Origin of the sequence: Paenibacillus oryzisoli, assembly GCF_001653565.1 — a bacterium.
Lineage (GTDB): Bacteria > Bacillota > Bacilli > Paenibacillales > NBRC-103111 > Paenibacillus_E > Paenibacillus_E oryzisoli.
Genome location: NZ_LYPB01000090.1, coordinates 123,526 through 137,761 on the forward strand (window position 1 = coordinate 123,526; position 14,236 = coordinate 137,761).

14 protein-coding genes are annotated in these 14,236 nt (G+C 46.8%); all 14 read left to right on the forward strand.

Features of this window, described 5'->3' with window-relative positions; translation table 11 throughout:
• Positions 1-16 precede the first annotated feature (16 nt).
• A complete protein-coding gene (locus A8708_RS29855; RefSeq protein WP_068669876.1) occupies positions 17-874 on the forward strand; it encodes a class I SAM-dependent methyltransferase in 858 nt (285 codons plus the stop codon).
• Positions 864-1,988 carry a hypothetical protein gene (locus tag A8708_RS29860; protein ID WP_082927896.1) on the forward strand — a complete coding sequence of 375 codons (1,125 nt, stop codon included), beginning with the start codon at positions 864-866 and terminating at the stop codon, positions 1,986-1,988. Before A8708_RS29855 ends, A8708_RS29860 begins: the two co-directional genes overlap by 11 nt.
• 18 nt (positions 1,989-2,006) lie before the next feature.
• Positions 2,007-3,146, forward strand: coding sequence for an NAD-dependent epimerase/dehydratase family protein (locus tag A8708_RS29865; protein ID WP_068669880.1), 1,140 nt, complete (start codon positions 2,007-2,009; stop codon positions 3,144-3,146).
• Positions 3,143-4,432, forward strand: coding sequence for a UDP-glucose dehydrogenase family protein (locus tag A8708_RS29870; RefSeq protein WP_082927897.1), 1,290 nt, complete (start codon positions 3,143-3,145; stop codon positions 4,430-4,432). Before A8708_RS29865 ends, A8708_RS29870 begins: the two co-directional genes overlap by 4 nt.
• Before the next feature lie 32 nt (positions 4,433-4,464).
• Entirely contained in the window at positions 4,465-4,701 is a 237-nt protein-coding gene (locus A8708_RS29875) for an acyl carrier protein (protein WP_068670027.1), read from the forward strand.
• A 1-nt stretch (position 4,702) separates the two neighbouring features.
• Entirely contained in the window at positions 4,703-6,001 is a 1,299-nt protein-coding gene (locus A8708_RS29880; protein ID WP_068669884.1) for an ATP-grasp domain-containing protein, read from the forward strand.
• Between the two features lie 29 nt (positions 6,002-6,030).
• The gene (locus A8708_RS29885; protein ID WP_239696897.1) at positions 6,031-7,137 is read left to right on the forward strand and encodes a radical SAM protein; all 1,107 of its coding nucleotides are present in this window, start codon (positions 6,031-6,033) and stop codon (positions 7,135-7,137) included.
• 33 nt (positions 7,138-7,170) lie between these two features.
• Positions 7,171-8,358, forward strand: a complete 1,188-nt coding sequence (locus A8708_RS29890; RefSeq protein ID WP_068670031.1) for a radical SAM protein — start codon at positions 7,171-7,173, stop codon at positions 8,356-8,358.
• Positions 8,355-9,371 carry a Gfo/Idh/MocA family protein gene (locus tag A8708_RS29895; protein WP_068669886.1) on the forward strand — a complete coding sequence of 339 codons (1,017 nt, stop codon included), beginning with the start codon at positions 8,355-8,357 and terminating at the stop codon, positions 9,369-9,371. Before A8708_RS29890 ends, A8708_RS29895 begins: the two co-directional genes overlap by 4 nt.
• Positions 9,372-9,415: 44 nt before the next feature.
• On the forward strand, positions 9,416-10,429 hold the full coding sequence (locus A8708_RS29900) for an ABC transporter ATP-binding protein (RefSeq protein ID WP_068669888.1): 1,014 nt from the start codon (positions 9,416-9,418) through the stop codon (positions 10,427-10,429).
• On the forward strand, positions 10,398-11,213 hold the full coding sequence (locus A8708_RS29905) for an ABC transporter permease (RefSeq protein ID WP_068669890.1): 816 nt from the start codon (positions 10,398-10,400) through the stop codon (positions 11,211-11,213). Before A8708_RS29900 ends, A8708_RS29905 begins: the two co-directional genes overlap by 32 nt.
• Positions 11,214-11,229: 16 nt before the next feature.
• On the forward strand, positions 11,230-12,042 hold the full coding sequence (locus A8708_RS29910) for an ABC transporter permease (RefSeq protein ID WP_068669892.1): 813 nt from the start codon (positions 11,230-11,232) through the stop codon (positions 12,040-12,042).
• 40 nt (positions 12,043-12,082) lie between these two features.
• Positions 12,083-12,871: a glucose-1-phosphate cytidylyltransferase gene (gene rfbF, locus A8708_RS29915; RefSeq protein ID WP_068669894.1), complete on the forward strand. Its 789-nt coding sequence runs from the start codon at positions 12,083-12,085 to the stop codon at positions 12,869-12,871.
• A gap of 353 nt (positions 12,872-13,224) precedes the next feature.
• Positions 13,225-14,217 (forward strand): ABC transporter permease, encoded by a 993-nt coding sequence (locus A8708_RS29920; protein ID WP_068669895.1) that lies wholly within the window; start codon positions 13,225-13,227, stop codon positions 14,215-14,217.
• The last annotated feature ends 19 nt before the right edge of the window (positions 14,218-14,236 follow it).

The window sequence follows — 14,236 nt, forward strand, 5'->3', positions numbered from 1 at the left end:
AAGGAGGAACTGATTCATGGAGGATGGACGCAAATCCGCAGCCATAACTGGACAGGCGTTGGTCACAGAGACCGGCGTATGGGCTGCGCTTCAAATCTATATCGTACAACTGGCTTCCATCGTATTTTTTGTTGGGCTATCCCCCATTTATTACCTTAACCGCTATGATCTCTTACGTCTTAAGAAAAAGATGAAGAATCCCTTTTATACGAGTAAATTTGTTCGATTTATGTATAAGCATCCGATTATCTATGAAATTGAGCTATTGCTTCAGAATTTTCCGAAGCCTTCACGTGTATTTGATGTGCTGCCCGAAATGTCAGGCGAGGTGCTGCAAGTAGGTTGCGGACCTGGATTGCTGAACAAATATTACCGCAACAATACGAACATTCACTTTACGAATTTGGATGTGAATCTGCCATCTCTGAAGCTGGGTAAGCGCATGGGACGATTCGACAGTTATGTACATGCGGATATTTGTAAAGCTCCGTTTCCAGATGAAAGTTTCGATGTTGTGTTGTTTGCCCGTTGTTTTCATCATATTCGCCGTACGCGCAAAGCGTTGGAAGAATCCTTGCGTGTGCTGAAGGCTGGAGGTATCGTCATCGTTGCCGATCCAGTGTCGATACAGAAAACGAGTGCAGACGAGAAAATGACAGGAGCCTATATGATTAATTCTTCGATCGACGGCGTTGTCTGGAAATTCACGATAGAAAGTTTGAAGGAACATATCCTCCAAAATATGCCAGACGGTTTGGTACTGGAATCCGTGATCGAAAAGCGGCTGATTCATATGACGAATTATAATTTCAAATACCCTAATACGGATGTTGTGATGATATTGCGTAAACGGGAGGGCCATGATGAATCGTAATGTGACGATACTGTGTTCAGGCTTCGGACTTGGCTTTTATATACCAGGCATACTTGTAGCTAGAGGACTTGAGAAATTCGGCATATCAAGTGATATATATGTGTTTGAATCGGTACTGGATCCAGAGAAGCAGCGTCGAATTGATGACAGTAAAGCAGCTTATCACCATCATTTTGCTGCGGCCCAACTGGCAACCAGGCTTCCTAAGGATATACGTGACAGCATTGATGCAAGGGCTGCACAGCAATTGATTGAACAATGGGATCTTGAGGAACGCGAGCATTTCATCGCATTATCCGGGAATTGGGTATATATTCTCGATTTGTATCGAGAGCATCGCATCAGTAAAGGTCACAGAGCACCTGATGTTGATCTGCTGTATGTCGACTCGGACTACTCACCTTCTTGGAGAAGTATGAAAAAGTTTGTTTCGGACTTCAAATCCAGATACCGAGAGGTCTGGCTATACCGTGCTGAGATTGGAGAGATCGAGCGCTGTATTCCGATTGGAGAAGAGGAAACGGTACCGTATGACAACCGTAGGCTGAGCTATGTTGTACATGGCGGAGGGTGGGGCATTGGCACTTACCGGAACGAGGCCGAGGAGCTTGAACGGCTAGGCATTGCATTGGATATTGTCGCCTATCTGGAGGAAGAAGCAGGGCAAGAAATGAATGGCAACCGCTGGTTTATGAATGATCCGAAATGGAAGGCTTGGGAGACATCTCCTGGTAGTACGCCAGGCTTCCCGCCGTTTGCCGAACTTGTGCCAGATGAGACGCCTGTATATAAAGCTCCGCTAGAGCATCACGGATTGTATGGTATTATCCGTCAGGCCAGCGGGATTATCAGTAAGCCGGGAGCAGGAACCTTAATGGATTCGCTTGCCTCAGCAACGCCGCTTATCATGCTGGATCCATTCGGCAGTCACGAAGCCCATAATGCAACCTTATGGCAAAAGCTTGGCTTAGGTATCTCGATGGCCGACTGGAAAGCGGAGGGATATTCGCGAGAAGCGCTGCGTCCTCTACATGAACGGCTGCTAGCTGCCAGAGCGAATGCGAAAGATTATATCGAGGAGTATGCCCATGCTTTTGCGGCATTTAACTCGTAACGAAAGGGGAAGTGAAGGATGAACGATCCACAGTTAGCCGGGAATGTCCTCTGCCTGGGCCCGCTGTCTGCTTCAGATGTGCTGCGCGAGGACCTGTGCCACATGTTTGACAAGTTTGGCTCGATTGCCCAATTTCATGAACGAACGGTCGTCCTAACCGGAGGAGCAGGTTTCCTCGGGTATTACTTAACGCAGTTTTTTCTAGGACTCAAGTCGCACGGTATCCGCCTGCGCAAGCTTGTGCTGCTGGATCGCTTCCTGTTCGGAGAGCCCGAATGGATCAAGTCGGCACGGAGCGGACATGACGAACTAGAGGTTCATGTTTACGATGTTGCAAATGATGAGCTAAGCTCTTGCGGCTCTGCCGTGTCCGCAGACTATGTGCTGCATATGGCCTCAATCGCTTCACCTACTTTCTACAGACAACATCCACTCGAGACCATTAAAGCGAATGTGTACGGTCTCGAGCGATTGTTGAACTTCTACAAGCAGTCGGATACGCTGCGAGGCTTGCTGTTCTTCTCCAGCAGTGAGGTATACGGCAGTCCTTCGGCAGATGCGATTCCTACCCCTGAGACCTATCTAGGCCAAGTACCAAGTATCGGTCCACGAGCCTGCTACGATGAGTCAAAGCGACTTGGTGAAACATTCTGCTATGTGTATGCGACATCATTCGGTCTGCCCGTTCGAATTGTCCGTCCGTTCAATGTGTTCGGACCTGGCATGCGGCCGGAGGATCGCCGATTGCCGGCGGACTTTGCACGCAATGTGCTGCAAGGGGAAGATATCGTCATCTATTCGGACGGTCGTCCTTCACGCACGTTCTGCTACATCGCCGACGCGATACCCGGCATGTTGAAGGTGTTGACTCACAGCGCGTTCGACACCTTCAACATCGGAATGGACGCAGAGGAGCTGTCAGTTGCAGGGCTGGCCTCCATCTATGCCGAGGCAGGCAAAGAACTGACAGGGTATCGTGGCGTCATCCGTATGGAGCAAGCCGCCGATCGCGAGTACTTGACCGATAATCCGCAGCGGCGATGCCCTGATTTAACCAAGGCACGCCAGGTACTCGGCTATGCACCCGACATAAGCGTATATGATGGGGTTCGACGTTATCTGTCGTTTCTTCAGGATGCGGCAGGTGTTCGATTATGATCGCTGTCATAGGTTTGGGATTTGTCGGTCTGACGACGGCGCTAGGCTTGGCAACGCAAACAGGCAGGCTGGTGTATGCCTACGATTCGAATGCCAATCTAAGGGCGAAGCTGAAAAGCGGGGAAGTGCCGTTTCATGAGCCAGGACTTAAGGATAAACTGCATGAGTTGCTTGGAAGCGGTCTGATCATTTGCGATACGCTGGCCGAAGCGCTTGAACATACCTCAATCATCTTTTATTGCGTCGGTACACCGAGCCGCCCTGACGGGGCAGCGGATTTGGATGCGCTGACAGGTGCGATTCGTCAATCGCTTCCGCTGCTGAGGAAGGATAGTTACTGTACGTTGGTGATCAAGTCGACCGTGCCGCCAATGACGACGACAGATGTTCTCGCACCTCTGTTAAAGAACTCCGGTCATATGGTCGGCGAGTCCGTTGGACTTGCACATAATCCGGAATTTTTGCGAGAGGGGCGGGCATGGCAGGACTTTATTCATCCCGATCGGATTGTGATCGGAGCATGTGACGCATATAGTATGCGTCAGCTTGAGCAACTGTATGAACCGTTTGGTGCTCCTGTGCTTGCCGTGTCGCCTGGGACTGCAGAATTCACCAAAATGGCCTCCAACGCACTGCTGGCAACGATGATCAGCTTTTCCAACGAACTGGCTGCGCTTGCAGAAGGCAGCCCGGAAATCGATATCTCGCAAGCATTTCGGCTGCTTCATGCGGATGGGCGATGGCAAGGAGGGGGGATGGCGAGCTATGTGTATCCTGGTTGTGGTTTCGGAGGATACTGCCTGCCTAAGGATACCTTGTCCCTGTACCGATACTCCCAGAAGATAGGACGTGAGTCCACACTTCTTGGAGGGGTGCTGGCGGTGAACGTCCGCACGAAGCGGGCATTTGCGGAGCGCGTCGTAGCTGCAGCAGGGCCTAAATCTAAGGTTGCCGTGCTTGGTCTGGCGTTCAAGCCAGGCAGCGACGATGTGCGCGAGACGCCAGCAGCCGATATTATCACACACCTACTAGAGCTTGGTGTTACCGATATTGTTGCCTACGACCCGCTAGCCATTTCACGATTTCGCGATGTTTACGGTTTCCCAATCCGCTATGCGCACTCATTAGAGGAGGCGCTGGAAGGACGCGATCTGGCCGCTCTGGTGACGGCTTGGCCGGAGTTTACTGCTCGGCAGTTGCTGTTCGAACGTGTGCAGGTAATCGACGGTCGATATTGCTTGGGAAAGAGGGAATTCGTGTTGCCAACCCAATTGAGGAGGAGTTAGTCGAGATGGAACAGATAACAGGAGGAGCTACAATGGAAAAGAAAATTGCTGAAATTATTGCTGAGATGAAGGAAGATCCTTCCTTGGCTGAAACACTGTCCGCAACTTCCAGCATTACAGAAGATGCAGGATTGGACTCGTTGCAGTTAGTCAACTTTATTCTCCGTATCGAAGATGAGTTCGGAGTCGAATTCGATTTCGATGAGTTTGACCTAGAACATCTCAGTTCAATCGAGGCCTTTTGTGCATTCATTAGAGAGCGAGAATAAGATGGAGAGCTTGCGCGAGACCAAGAGTCCTCTAGCGCTTAGCGGCGTATTCAATGCGGAACGGTTTTGGCGGGAGCAGGGATTGTCGAAGCTGCCTCAAGTTGCAGACAAACAAGCAGAGCGAATTGTAGGCTTGATGGATGAACTTATGTTCAGCCTATCCCGCTCGGGCGATTATGTGTTGACGAGTCAGCCGATGCATGGTGCGCATTTGGACTATCTCGCTTCAATCGGATTTGATTTTACGAATGTCATTTGTGATACGGCAGACGAAAATATGGACATGATGAATCTTCCTAAGTTGCCGTTTAATTGTACGTTCAATTCATTCGCTGTGCTTCCCCACCATAAGCAACTGTCAGAGTTGCTGGGGATTGTGTACAGCGAGCCGGAGAATGAAATCATTCGGTGGGTGAACGGCAAACATTATTCCACAGATATGCGTTCAAGGCTAGGAATTCCTAATCCTGCGCGCATAGCAACTAGCTCAGAGGAATTGCAAGAGATGGCGCTAGAGATGCTTAAGGAAGGTCCCATGCTGATTAAGGACGACTACGGCGTATCTGGCAAGGGTATCATTCACGTATGTGAAGAGTCAGTGCTTCGACGTATTGCCAGCTTTTTGGCTGCACAGGAGAAGAAGGGGTGTCATACTCGTCTGATCTTAGAGCCCTTACTGCCGAAGACGTTAGACTTTTCCACCCTATTCCATCTCTCGGAGAAAGGTGATTTCCGGCTGGTATCCGTGCAGCAGATGATCAATCGTGATTTTGCTTTTCGCGGTATTGTAACACCAAATGATGCCTTCCACATGGAGCTAGAAGCGATTGGATACCTGGAACTCATGGAACAAATCGGAAAATCGATGTATGCGGATGGCTACTGGGGAGATGTTTGTGTAGATTCGATGCGGCTTGAGGGAAATGAATGGATGCCGATCGTGGAGATTAATGCACGCAAGTCGATGAGTCATATGAAGAATGGGATTGATGCATTCGTTGCCAGGCATGGCATGCAATCTATGTTAACGTATTACAGTATTTCTTATACGCATGAGCCATCGTATGAACAGATTCTCGATTGCCTCCGTCGTGAGAAGTTATTATGGGATCCGAAGTGTGGAATGCCTGGTATCGTGCCGTTGTCGGCCAATACTTTACTTGCGGGCAGCGCGCTCAATGTACCAGGAAAGGGCCGTTTGTATGCGGCGATTGTCTATCGAATGGAAGAAGAGTGTCTAGTAGTGGAGACCCGTCTTCAAGAGATATTTGCGGAACTAGGACTCCATATATTGAATTAAATCTGGCATACACATAGGGAGTGATGAGAATGAGTGAAGCAAAAATGGAGGCACAATCGACTAAACCGACTTTTGGAAACTCCGCCCCGCGTTGGATATTCCTGCAACTGCTGGAGAGCTGTAATCTGCGTTGTAGAATGTGCTATGAATGGGGAGAAAGCGGTGCATACAACGAGAAGGCGATTTTGTCTAAGTTGGATATAAACGTCGTTAAGCAGATTGTCGAATCGTGCAGTCACGCAAAGCCATTTTATGATCTATACGGTGGTGAGCCACTGATGTATCCGCACCTCGAAGAGTTGTTGGCATTGATTACTCATTATGGAAGTACAGTGCAAATGCCGACAAACGGGACGCTGCTAGCGAGCAAAGCGGAAATGCTTGTCAAGTACAATGTTGACCGCATCTGGGTTTCGCTGGATGGACCGGAGGAATTCAATGATGAGCAGCGAGGAAAGGGCGTTTTTGCGAAAGCAAAACGAGGTATCGAAAAGCTGTATGAAGCCAGAGAGGCAAGACCCGAATCCAATATGGAAATTGGCCTCAACATGGTTGTGACGCCTTCTAACCATAAGCAGATTACCCGTATGTTTTTTGAAAGCATCGACTTATCTAAGCTTGATTGTATCAGTATTGAAATGCAATCGTATCTAACCGAGGAGAATCATAACCAGTATGTGAAGCTGCTGGAAGAGAAATTCGATGTCAAAGGCGCTCCGATTGCCCGTGGGTTTGTACAAGATATCAGTAAATTTGCGGATATGGACTTTGAAGGGATTTTCAATCAAGTGCAAGCTGTCAAGGAAGAGTGTGATCGTAGGGGAATCTTCGTGAATTTGTATCCTAAATTCAATACAGTTGAAGATATTCGCAAGTATTTCACTGCCAATTGGCACGAGATGTCGAAGGTGAAGAAACGGTGTGTCTTTCCATGGATCAGTACGGAGGTGAATGCGCTCGGCAATGTGACGTCATGTCACGCTTTTTATGATTTGACACTCGGCAATGTGAACGAGACGCCTTTACTGGATATTTGGAATGGTCCGCGTTATAGCAAATACCGTAATCATTTGAAGAAGGAATTGCTTCCGATCTGTCAGGGGTGTTGTTTGTTCTACAACGAAAAGCCAAAGTAAGGTGAAAACGATTCCATGGAAAGAGGTGATTTCATGCAACCGACCAGCAAATTGAAAGTGGATAAAGAATTGTTTGATTCTTTGAAGCGTACCGTTCGCAACGTTGTCGTGGCGCGCAAAGGCAGGGAGATGGACAGTTTATACAAAACGGATATGCCCGAATCTATCGGTATCAAGATAACGAATCGTTGCAATCTGCGCTGTAAGCATTGCTATCAATGGAGCGAAACCGGCTATCATCATGATATGGATGATGAACAGCAAAATTTGGATATCGATGTACAGATCATCAAGAATATTCTGGATGAGACAAGGGATGCGAAATCGAGGCTTTACTTATGGGGCGGAGAGCCAATGTTCCATCGCAAGTTTAGTGAAATATTAGCCTTAGTGGCTGCCGATCGCAGGGAAACCCTTATTTGCACAAATGGCTTGCTGATTGACAAACATATGGATGGTCTTCTCGCTCTAGGTAAGGATTTGGAGCTGTTGTTCGCGATCGAAGGGTTTGAGAGGGAACATGACCTAATCAGGGGCAAAGGTTCGTTTGGCAAAACCATGGAGCAGATCCAGAAGCTGACCGAGCTTCGGGAGCAAGGCGTCTTTAAAGGCGGTATTTCCGTTCACTGCGTCATTCACGATTATATGATTGGTCGATTACCGGAATTGATGGCCTTCTTTGAAGAAAGCGGAATTGATTTCGTACTGCTTTGCTTCCCCTGGTTTATTTCGGATGAGGCTTCTCAAGAGATGGATCAGTATTTCACGAAGAACTTCGATTGGTTAACGGATATTAGCGATCGGAAATGCAACTGGCATGGATTTAAATATCAAATTAATCCAAACAATGTCCCTGCCTTGTTGGATGATTTAAAGCTGATTAAAAGCCGCAGCTGGACAACGCGCATTCGATTTCAACCGGGACTTGAGCCCGATGAAATTGAAAGTTTCGTTCGCGGCCAAGTTATGAATGTGCGTTGTGCCGATAAGTGTCTAGCATTGTCTACGCGAGTGGATGTCCTGCCCGACGGGAGTGCCTCTGCGTGCAAATTTTTCTCGGAATTCACCGTGGGCAATTTAAATAATAGCGGCTTGCGCGAGCTATGGCATTCTGACCAGTACGACCGGATACGTGGAAAAATAAATACGGAACTAACGCCAGCCTGTTCCAAATGCAGTGTGCTCTACTTGACGAGCTCTGCAAATATAAAGCATATATGAGTATCTTCGAAAACAAGGAGATCGTTGTAGCTGCTTTAGGATGTCCGGCTATTCTGCCACGTGCCCTGCTTCAACCAGCACGCGAGGTTGAGGGGGTTCGAGTCGCAGGACTGGCGAATCGGACGGTGTTGAAGGCGCAGGTACTCGCCGAGGAATACGGTATTGCGAAAGTTTATGACAATTTCGAGCAATTAGTCCATGATCCAGAGGTCCATCTTGTGTATATCGCGCTAAGCAATGAACTGCATGAGGAATGGACCGTTCGTGCTGCCAAAGCGGGCAAAGCGTTGTTGGTTGAGAAGCCGATTTGTTCGAATTTGACCGAATGGGAGAGGATCGAACGGGCGGCTGAAGAGGCAGATGTACAAATATGGGAAGGGCTGATGGTGCAGCATCATCCTTGGCAGCACACACTTCGATCCATGATCGAAGACGGCCGATACGGGCGGTTGTTAAAGACGGAGACGAGGATTAGCTTTACCCCTAAGGACAATTTCCGTGGAAATTATCGAAGCAATCCTACCAAAGGTGGCGGTGTATTTCGTGATCTTGGCTGTTATTGGCTTCAATTCATTCAGGCAATCCACGGGTTGGAAGGCGGCCGGTTCTCCGGCCAGTCCGATTTCGCAGGTCCGAATGGATGCGATTGGACTTTTCATGCGAAGGCTGCATTCCCTGATGGCCTGGAATCGACCTTCATAGGTTCATTTGAAATGCCATACAAGTCCAAGCATGTTTGCCACTTCGAACAAGCGACGGTTACTTTGGGCGATTTCTTCCGTGCCAATGTCGGACACTACAAGATCCGCCTAACGATCGAGTGGTTAGATGGCGGACATCGTGAACACATAGAGTTCGATCCGATGAACTACTACACAAATCAATTAAGCGCCATTCGCGACGCGCTGAGACAGGGAAAACCAAGCGAACCGTTCAACCAAGTGAAGGAGCGCATCGTAATCGCTGATACCATTTACCAATCGGCTTTGCAAGACAGGAGCCGAAAGGTATGACCGATTCATAGACAGAAATGGCTTCTTTGAAGGAGATGACACACGTGCCAGCCATTGTCGTAAAGGATTTGAGCAAGACATTTGAATACTACAAAAAAGAAGTGGGTCTTCGTCACTCTTTAACCAACTTGTATGCACGCAAAAAGCTGTATAAGGAAGCAGTTAACAAGGTTTCCTTCGAAATCGAAGAAGGGGAAATTGTAGGTTTTCTTGGTCCTAATGGGGCTGGTAAGACAACCACATTGAAGATGCTTTCCGGTATTTTGTATCCGAGCGCAGGGGAAGCAAGCGTGCTCGGGTACAACCCATGGAAGCGCCAAAAAGCTTTTAAACGTCAATTCTCGATCGTTATGGGCCAAAAAAATCAGTTGTGGTGGGATTTGCCAGCCAGTGAGTCCTTCCATCTCAATAAAGCAATTTATGAGGTGGAGGATAATCAATATATGCGGACACTAGGAGAGCTAACGGAGCTGCTAGAAGTGCGAGATTTGTTGAATGTACAGGTTCGGAGGTTGTCGCTTGGTGAGCGGATGAAAATGGAACTTATTGCAGCACTTCTCCATAATCCGAAAGTATTGTTTCTCGATGAGCCGACGATTGGTCTGGATATCATCTCTCAACGCAAAATTCGAGAATTTTTGAAACAGTATAATCAGGCGAGACGCACTACCATTATTTTGACAAGCCACTATATGGAGGATATCCAGTTTCTGTGCAAGCGTACGATCGTGATCAACAACGGTAGTGTTGTCTACGATGGGGATCTTGCCAGGGTGAATGACACGCTTGGAGACCGCAAAGTGATCAAGCTGCAATTAGAGGAGCCAGTGGAAGTGGGCCGCTTCCGAGCCTATGGAAAAATTCAGTCCTATGATGGTATTTATGTCCATATTGAGGTAGACCGTACGCAATTTAAGTCATGTGCACAGTCTTTGTTAGCGAATTTCCCAGTAGTAGATCTGACCATAGAGGATATTCCAATTGAAGAAGGCATAGCGCGTCTGTACGAGAGAGGAGTTAACACCGATGCTTCCACTTCCATGGAAAACGTACGCTAAATGTTTTAAAATGGGTGCGCTCAGCGCAATGGAGTATCGTGTTGATTTCTTTATTCGGCTGTTTAGCGGCGCGCTGCCGATTGTCATCCAATGTTATCTGTGGACATCTATTTTCCGCAATTCGTCATCCGCTACTGTATTTGATTATACCTATTCTCAGATGATTGCCTATTCCATTCTAGCGATTCTCACTTCTACAGTTGTAGCTGCAGGGTTCGAGCGCGAGATTGCCACGGATGTGAAAGAAGGTAGTTTGAACAAGTTCATCGTGCAACCGATCTCTTATTTTTACTTTCGTGTGTTCAAATTTCTTGGCGACAAAAGTATTCGGATTGCGGTACTGGTTGTGATTAATGCAATTGTAATTGCTATTTTGCATGTCACGCTTGACTTTCAACTCATGTGGCAGGCGGTTATCGGCTATCTCATCGTGATTCCGTTATCATTACTTTTAAACTTCTCGATCTATTATTGCATCAGCGCAATTAGTTTTTGGGTTATCGAGGCTTGGGGGATTTTTGCTACCTTTACTTTACTTGCAGGCATAGCTAGTGGAAGTATGTTTCCGATTGATATTTTTAATGCGCCAGTACAGCGGGTGCTTGAATGGCTCCCGTTTCAATATGTCATATACTTCCCTGTCAATATCTTAAGCGGCAAAGTAAGTGGTATTAGTATCATGTCTGGAATGAGCATCCAACTGATCTGGCTAGTTGTATTCCTGTTCGTTTCGAAACTGTTGTGGCAAGCAGGGATGCGCAGATATGAAGCGGTTGGAGGCTAAACAGGAGGAAACACAGATGAGCGAATTGTTGAAGCAGACGAAACGCTACTTGTATATTTACTGGCTTTTTTGCAAGAACAGTTTCATGTCTGAAATGGAATACCGTGTGAATTTTATTTTTGGGGCGTCTATTGAAGTTGGTTATTTATGTATCAAACTGCTTTATGTGCTAGTTGTCTATCGCGCAGGGGTAACGGTTAATGGCTTGACACCTGATGGCATTCTACTGTGTGTGGGGTCATTTACATTTATGACAGGTATTTATTGTTTGTTCTTTTATATTAATTTCGCCCGGCTCCCCGGACACATTCGAAATGGTACTTTGGATATGATGATTACCAAACCGGTGTCCCTCCAGTTTATTTCGACGTTGACTAAATTAAATTTTGGGTTGTCATCGACGAATATCATTGCAGGAATCATCATTATCGTGATTGCTTGGCGGCGATTGGACATGCCTGTGACGATAGATAATGTCTTGATGTATGTGATGTTTACGATCTGTGGGGTCATACTTAATTACGCATTATTCTTATTGCCGTCGCTGTTATCATTCTGGACAGTACAGTCGAAAGGAATTAATGATGCGTCTGCTCTTTTATGGGACATGAACTATATGCCAATGACCATATACAGTAAAAGTCTCCAGTTTGTCGGAAGCTTTCTGCTTCCGGTATTTCTCATCACCAATTTGTCTCCTTTCTATGTAATGGGAAGGCTGCCGAATTATATGATGATTTGGGGTTTCATTGCTCCGGTACTTTTTTTAGTTCTATGCCGATTGCTTTGGAAGCGCGCAATCAGAAGCTATACCAGCGCAAATAGCTAGCGCTAGTTTTATTCTACATATGAAAGCAGGGGAAACGACGATGACAAAGGTGGTCATTTTGTGCGGTGGGCTCGGTACAAGGCTGGCTGAAGAAACGCACGTGAAGCCAAAGCCTCTTGTCGAGATCGGAGGACTGCCGATACTGGTGCATATTATGAAGCTGTACGGCTCTCAGGGTTTCGGTGAATTCGAGCTCGCGCTTGGTTATAAAGGCGAAATGATCAAGCATTATATGCTGCACTATTCACATTATACGAGTGATTTGACGATTGATATGCGTACTGGTGCGGTTAGTAAGTCTGGTAACGGCAGCGAAGATTGGATAGTACATTTGACCGATACTGGGGAGCGGACGATGACCGGCGGACGGTTGCGTAGGTTGAGATCTAGGCTTGGAAACGAAACATTCATGATGACTTATGGCGATGGTGTCGGGGATATCAACTTAAGGGCGCTGCTGGACTTTCATCGATCACACGGTAAGCTAGCGACCGTAACCACAGTACGCCCTCCAGGACGTTTCGGCACGATGTTGACCGAGGGAGATCAAGTGAAGGTTTTCCAAGAGAAACGGGATCAGGAAGAACGCTGGATCAATGGTGGATTTTTCGTGCTGGAACCGCAGGTGTTGGATTATATCGAGGGAGATGCCGACAGCTTGGAAAGCGATGTGCTCGATCTCATTGCGCGCGATGGTCAACTGATGGCCTATCGGCATGAAGGTTTCTGGTCTTGTATGGATACGATTCGAGATCACCAGTCGCTGGAGGCGTTGTGGGCGACTGGTGAGGCGCCATGGAAGGTGTGTGCCAGTAGTTCAATGGCGTAATCGAGTTTACGTGCGAAACTCGAAATAAAGATTGAAATGTTGCTTAGAATTAGCATGCAAAACCTATATCGTAAGCTTGAGAAAACGCAAAGAATTCTGACTAATAATAGGAAAGATATAACTATATCATACTTTTGAAAGCGTTCTAATTCTGAATATTAAGCAAAAAAATTAAAAATATTCACTTCACAAATTTGGGGATTGGGAAATTTGTTTACGCTTACAAATACCTTAAAAATGAACGCTGTTATTTAAGTTTTCAACACTATTCATGTCAATTTATCGACTATACAATAAAGTCATATTCTCCAAACGGCAGATTGAGTCGGGGGAGAGAGAGGAGTGAGGTTGGTTTGGAGCAGCTAACGAAGGTAGGCACATCGCAACGGACTAAGCAGCTCACGGCGGCAAAACGATCCATCTGGCATGCAATTGTTCAACAGAAATATGCTCATTTGTTCGTTTTAACGGGAATGCTGATTGTCTTCATCTTCCATTACTTGCCGATGTTCGGCATTTTGATGGCATTTAAAAATTATTCAATCTCGACAGGCATTAAAGGAATCTTTACTAGTGAATGGGTGGGGCTTAAATATTTCAATGAATTTGTCCACGCTTACAATTTCAAGCAGATTGTAACGAATACGCTGGCAATTAGTCTTTTGAAATTGGTCTTTACCTTCCCGATGCCCATTTTATTGGCCATTATGTTTAACGAAGTGAGGTATCAGTTCTTTAAGCGTTTTGCACAGACGGTTAGTTACTTTCCCCATTTTATTTCGTGGATCGTCGTTTCTGGGTTGCTGGTTGTTTTCTTGTCGACCAACAATGGTATTGTAAACGATTTATTGAAGGGATTAGGTCTTGTGAAGGATTCGCTTCCATTCCTGTCCAGTCCGGATTATTTCTGGGGACTAGCAGTCACGACGGCCATGTGGAAAGAGGCGGGCTGGTGGGCGATTATCTTCCTCGCAGCGATCAGCGGTCTTGATCCTACGCTGTATGATGCTGCAGAAATGGATGGAGCCGGTCGACTGCGCCGCATCTGGCATATCACACTGCCTGGTATTCGTGGCACGATTATCGTCGTACTTATTCTCGCAGTTGGAAGCATGCTCGGTGGAGGCCTTGTTGGATCCAACTTTGAGCAATCTTACTTGCTCGGTAATTCGATTAATAATGAACGCTCGGAAATATTGCAAACGTATGCGTTTAAGATGGGCTTAGCGCAAGGACGGTACGCTTATGCGACGGCAATCGACTTAATACAATCGGTAATCGCTATCATTCTTGTATTCGGAAGCAATTACTTATCCAAAAAAGTCACCAAAAACAGCTTGTTTTAACAGCGGAAAGGAGTCAATT

What these genes read in the sequence shown, in the direction of transcription:
- A8708_RS29855 (WP_068669876.1), top strand. Translation starts at nt 17, where the DNA reads ATGGAGGATGGACGCAAATCCGCAGCCATAACTGGACAGGCGTTGGTC.
- A8708_RS29860 (WP_082927896.1), top strand. Translation starts at nt 864, where the DNA reads ATGAATCGTAATGTGACGATACTGTGTTCAGGCTTCGGACTTGGCTTT.
- A8708_RS29865 (WP_068669880.1), top strand. Translation starts at nt 2,007, where the DNA reads ATGAACGATCCACAGTTAGCCGGGAATGTCCTCTGCCTGGGCCCGCTG.
- A8708_RS29870 (WP_082927897.1), top strand. Translation starts at nt 3,143, where the DNA reads ATGATCGCTGTCATAGGTTTGGGATTTGTCGGTCTGACGACGGCGCTA.
- A8708_RS29875 (WP_068670027.1), top strand. Translation starts at nt 4,465, where the DNA reads ATGGAAAAGAAAATTGCTGAAATTATTGCTGAGATGAAGGAAGATCCT.
- A8708_RS29880 (WP_068669884.1), top strand. Translation starts at nt 4,703, where the DNA reads ATGGAGAGCTTGCGCGAGACCAAGAGTCCTCTAGCGCTTAGCGGCGTA.
- A8708_RS29885 (WP_239696897.1), top strand. Translation starts at nt 6,031, where the DNA reads ATGAGTGAAGCAAAAATGGAGGCACAATCGACTAAACCGACTTTTGGA.
- A8708_RS29890 (WP_068670031.1), top strand. Translation starts at nt 7,171, where the DNA reads ATGCAACCGACCAGCAAATTGAAAGTGGATAAAGAATTGTTTGATTCT.
- A8708_RS29895 (WP_068669886.1), top strand. Translation starts at nt 8,355, where the DNA reads ATGAGTATCTTCGAAAACAAGGAGATCGTTGTAGCTGCTTTAGGATGT.
- A8708_RS29905 (WP_068669890.1), top strand. Translation starts at nt 10,398, where the DNA reads ATGCTTCCACTTCCATGGAAAACGTACGCTAAATGTTTTAAAATGGGT.
- A8708_RS29910 (WP_068669892.1), top strand. Translation starts at nt 11,230, where the DNA reads ATGAGCGAATTGTTGAAGCAGACGAAACGCTACTTGTATATTTACTGG.
- rfbF (WP_068669894.1), top strand. Translation starts at nt 12,083, where the DNA reads ATGACAAAGGTGGTCATTTTGTGCGGTGGGCTCGGTACAAGGCTGGCT.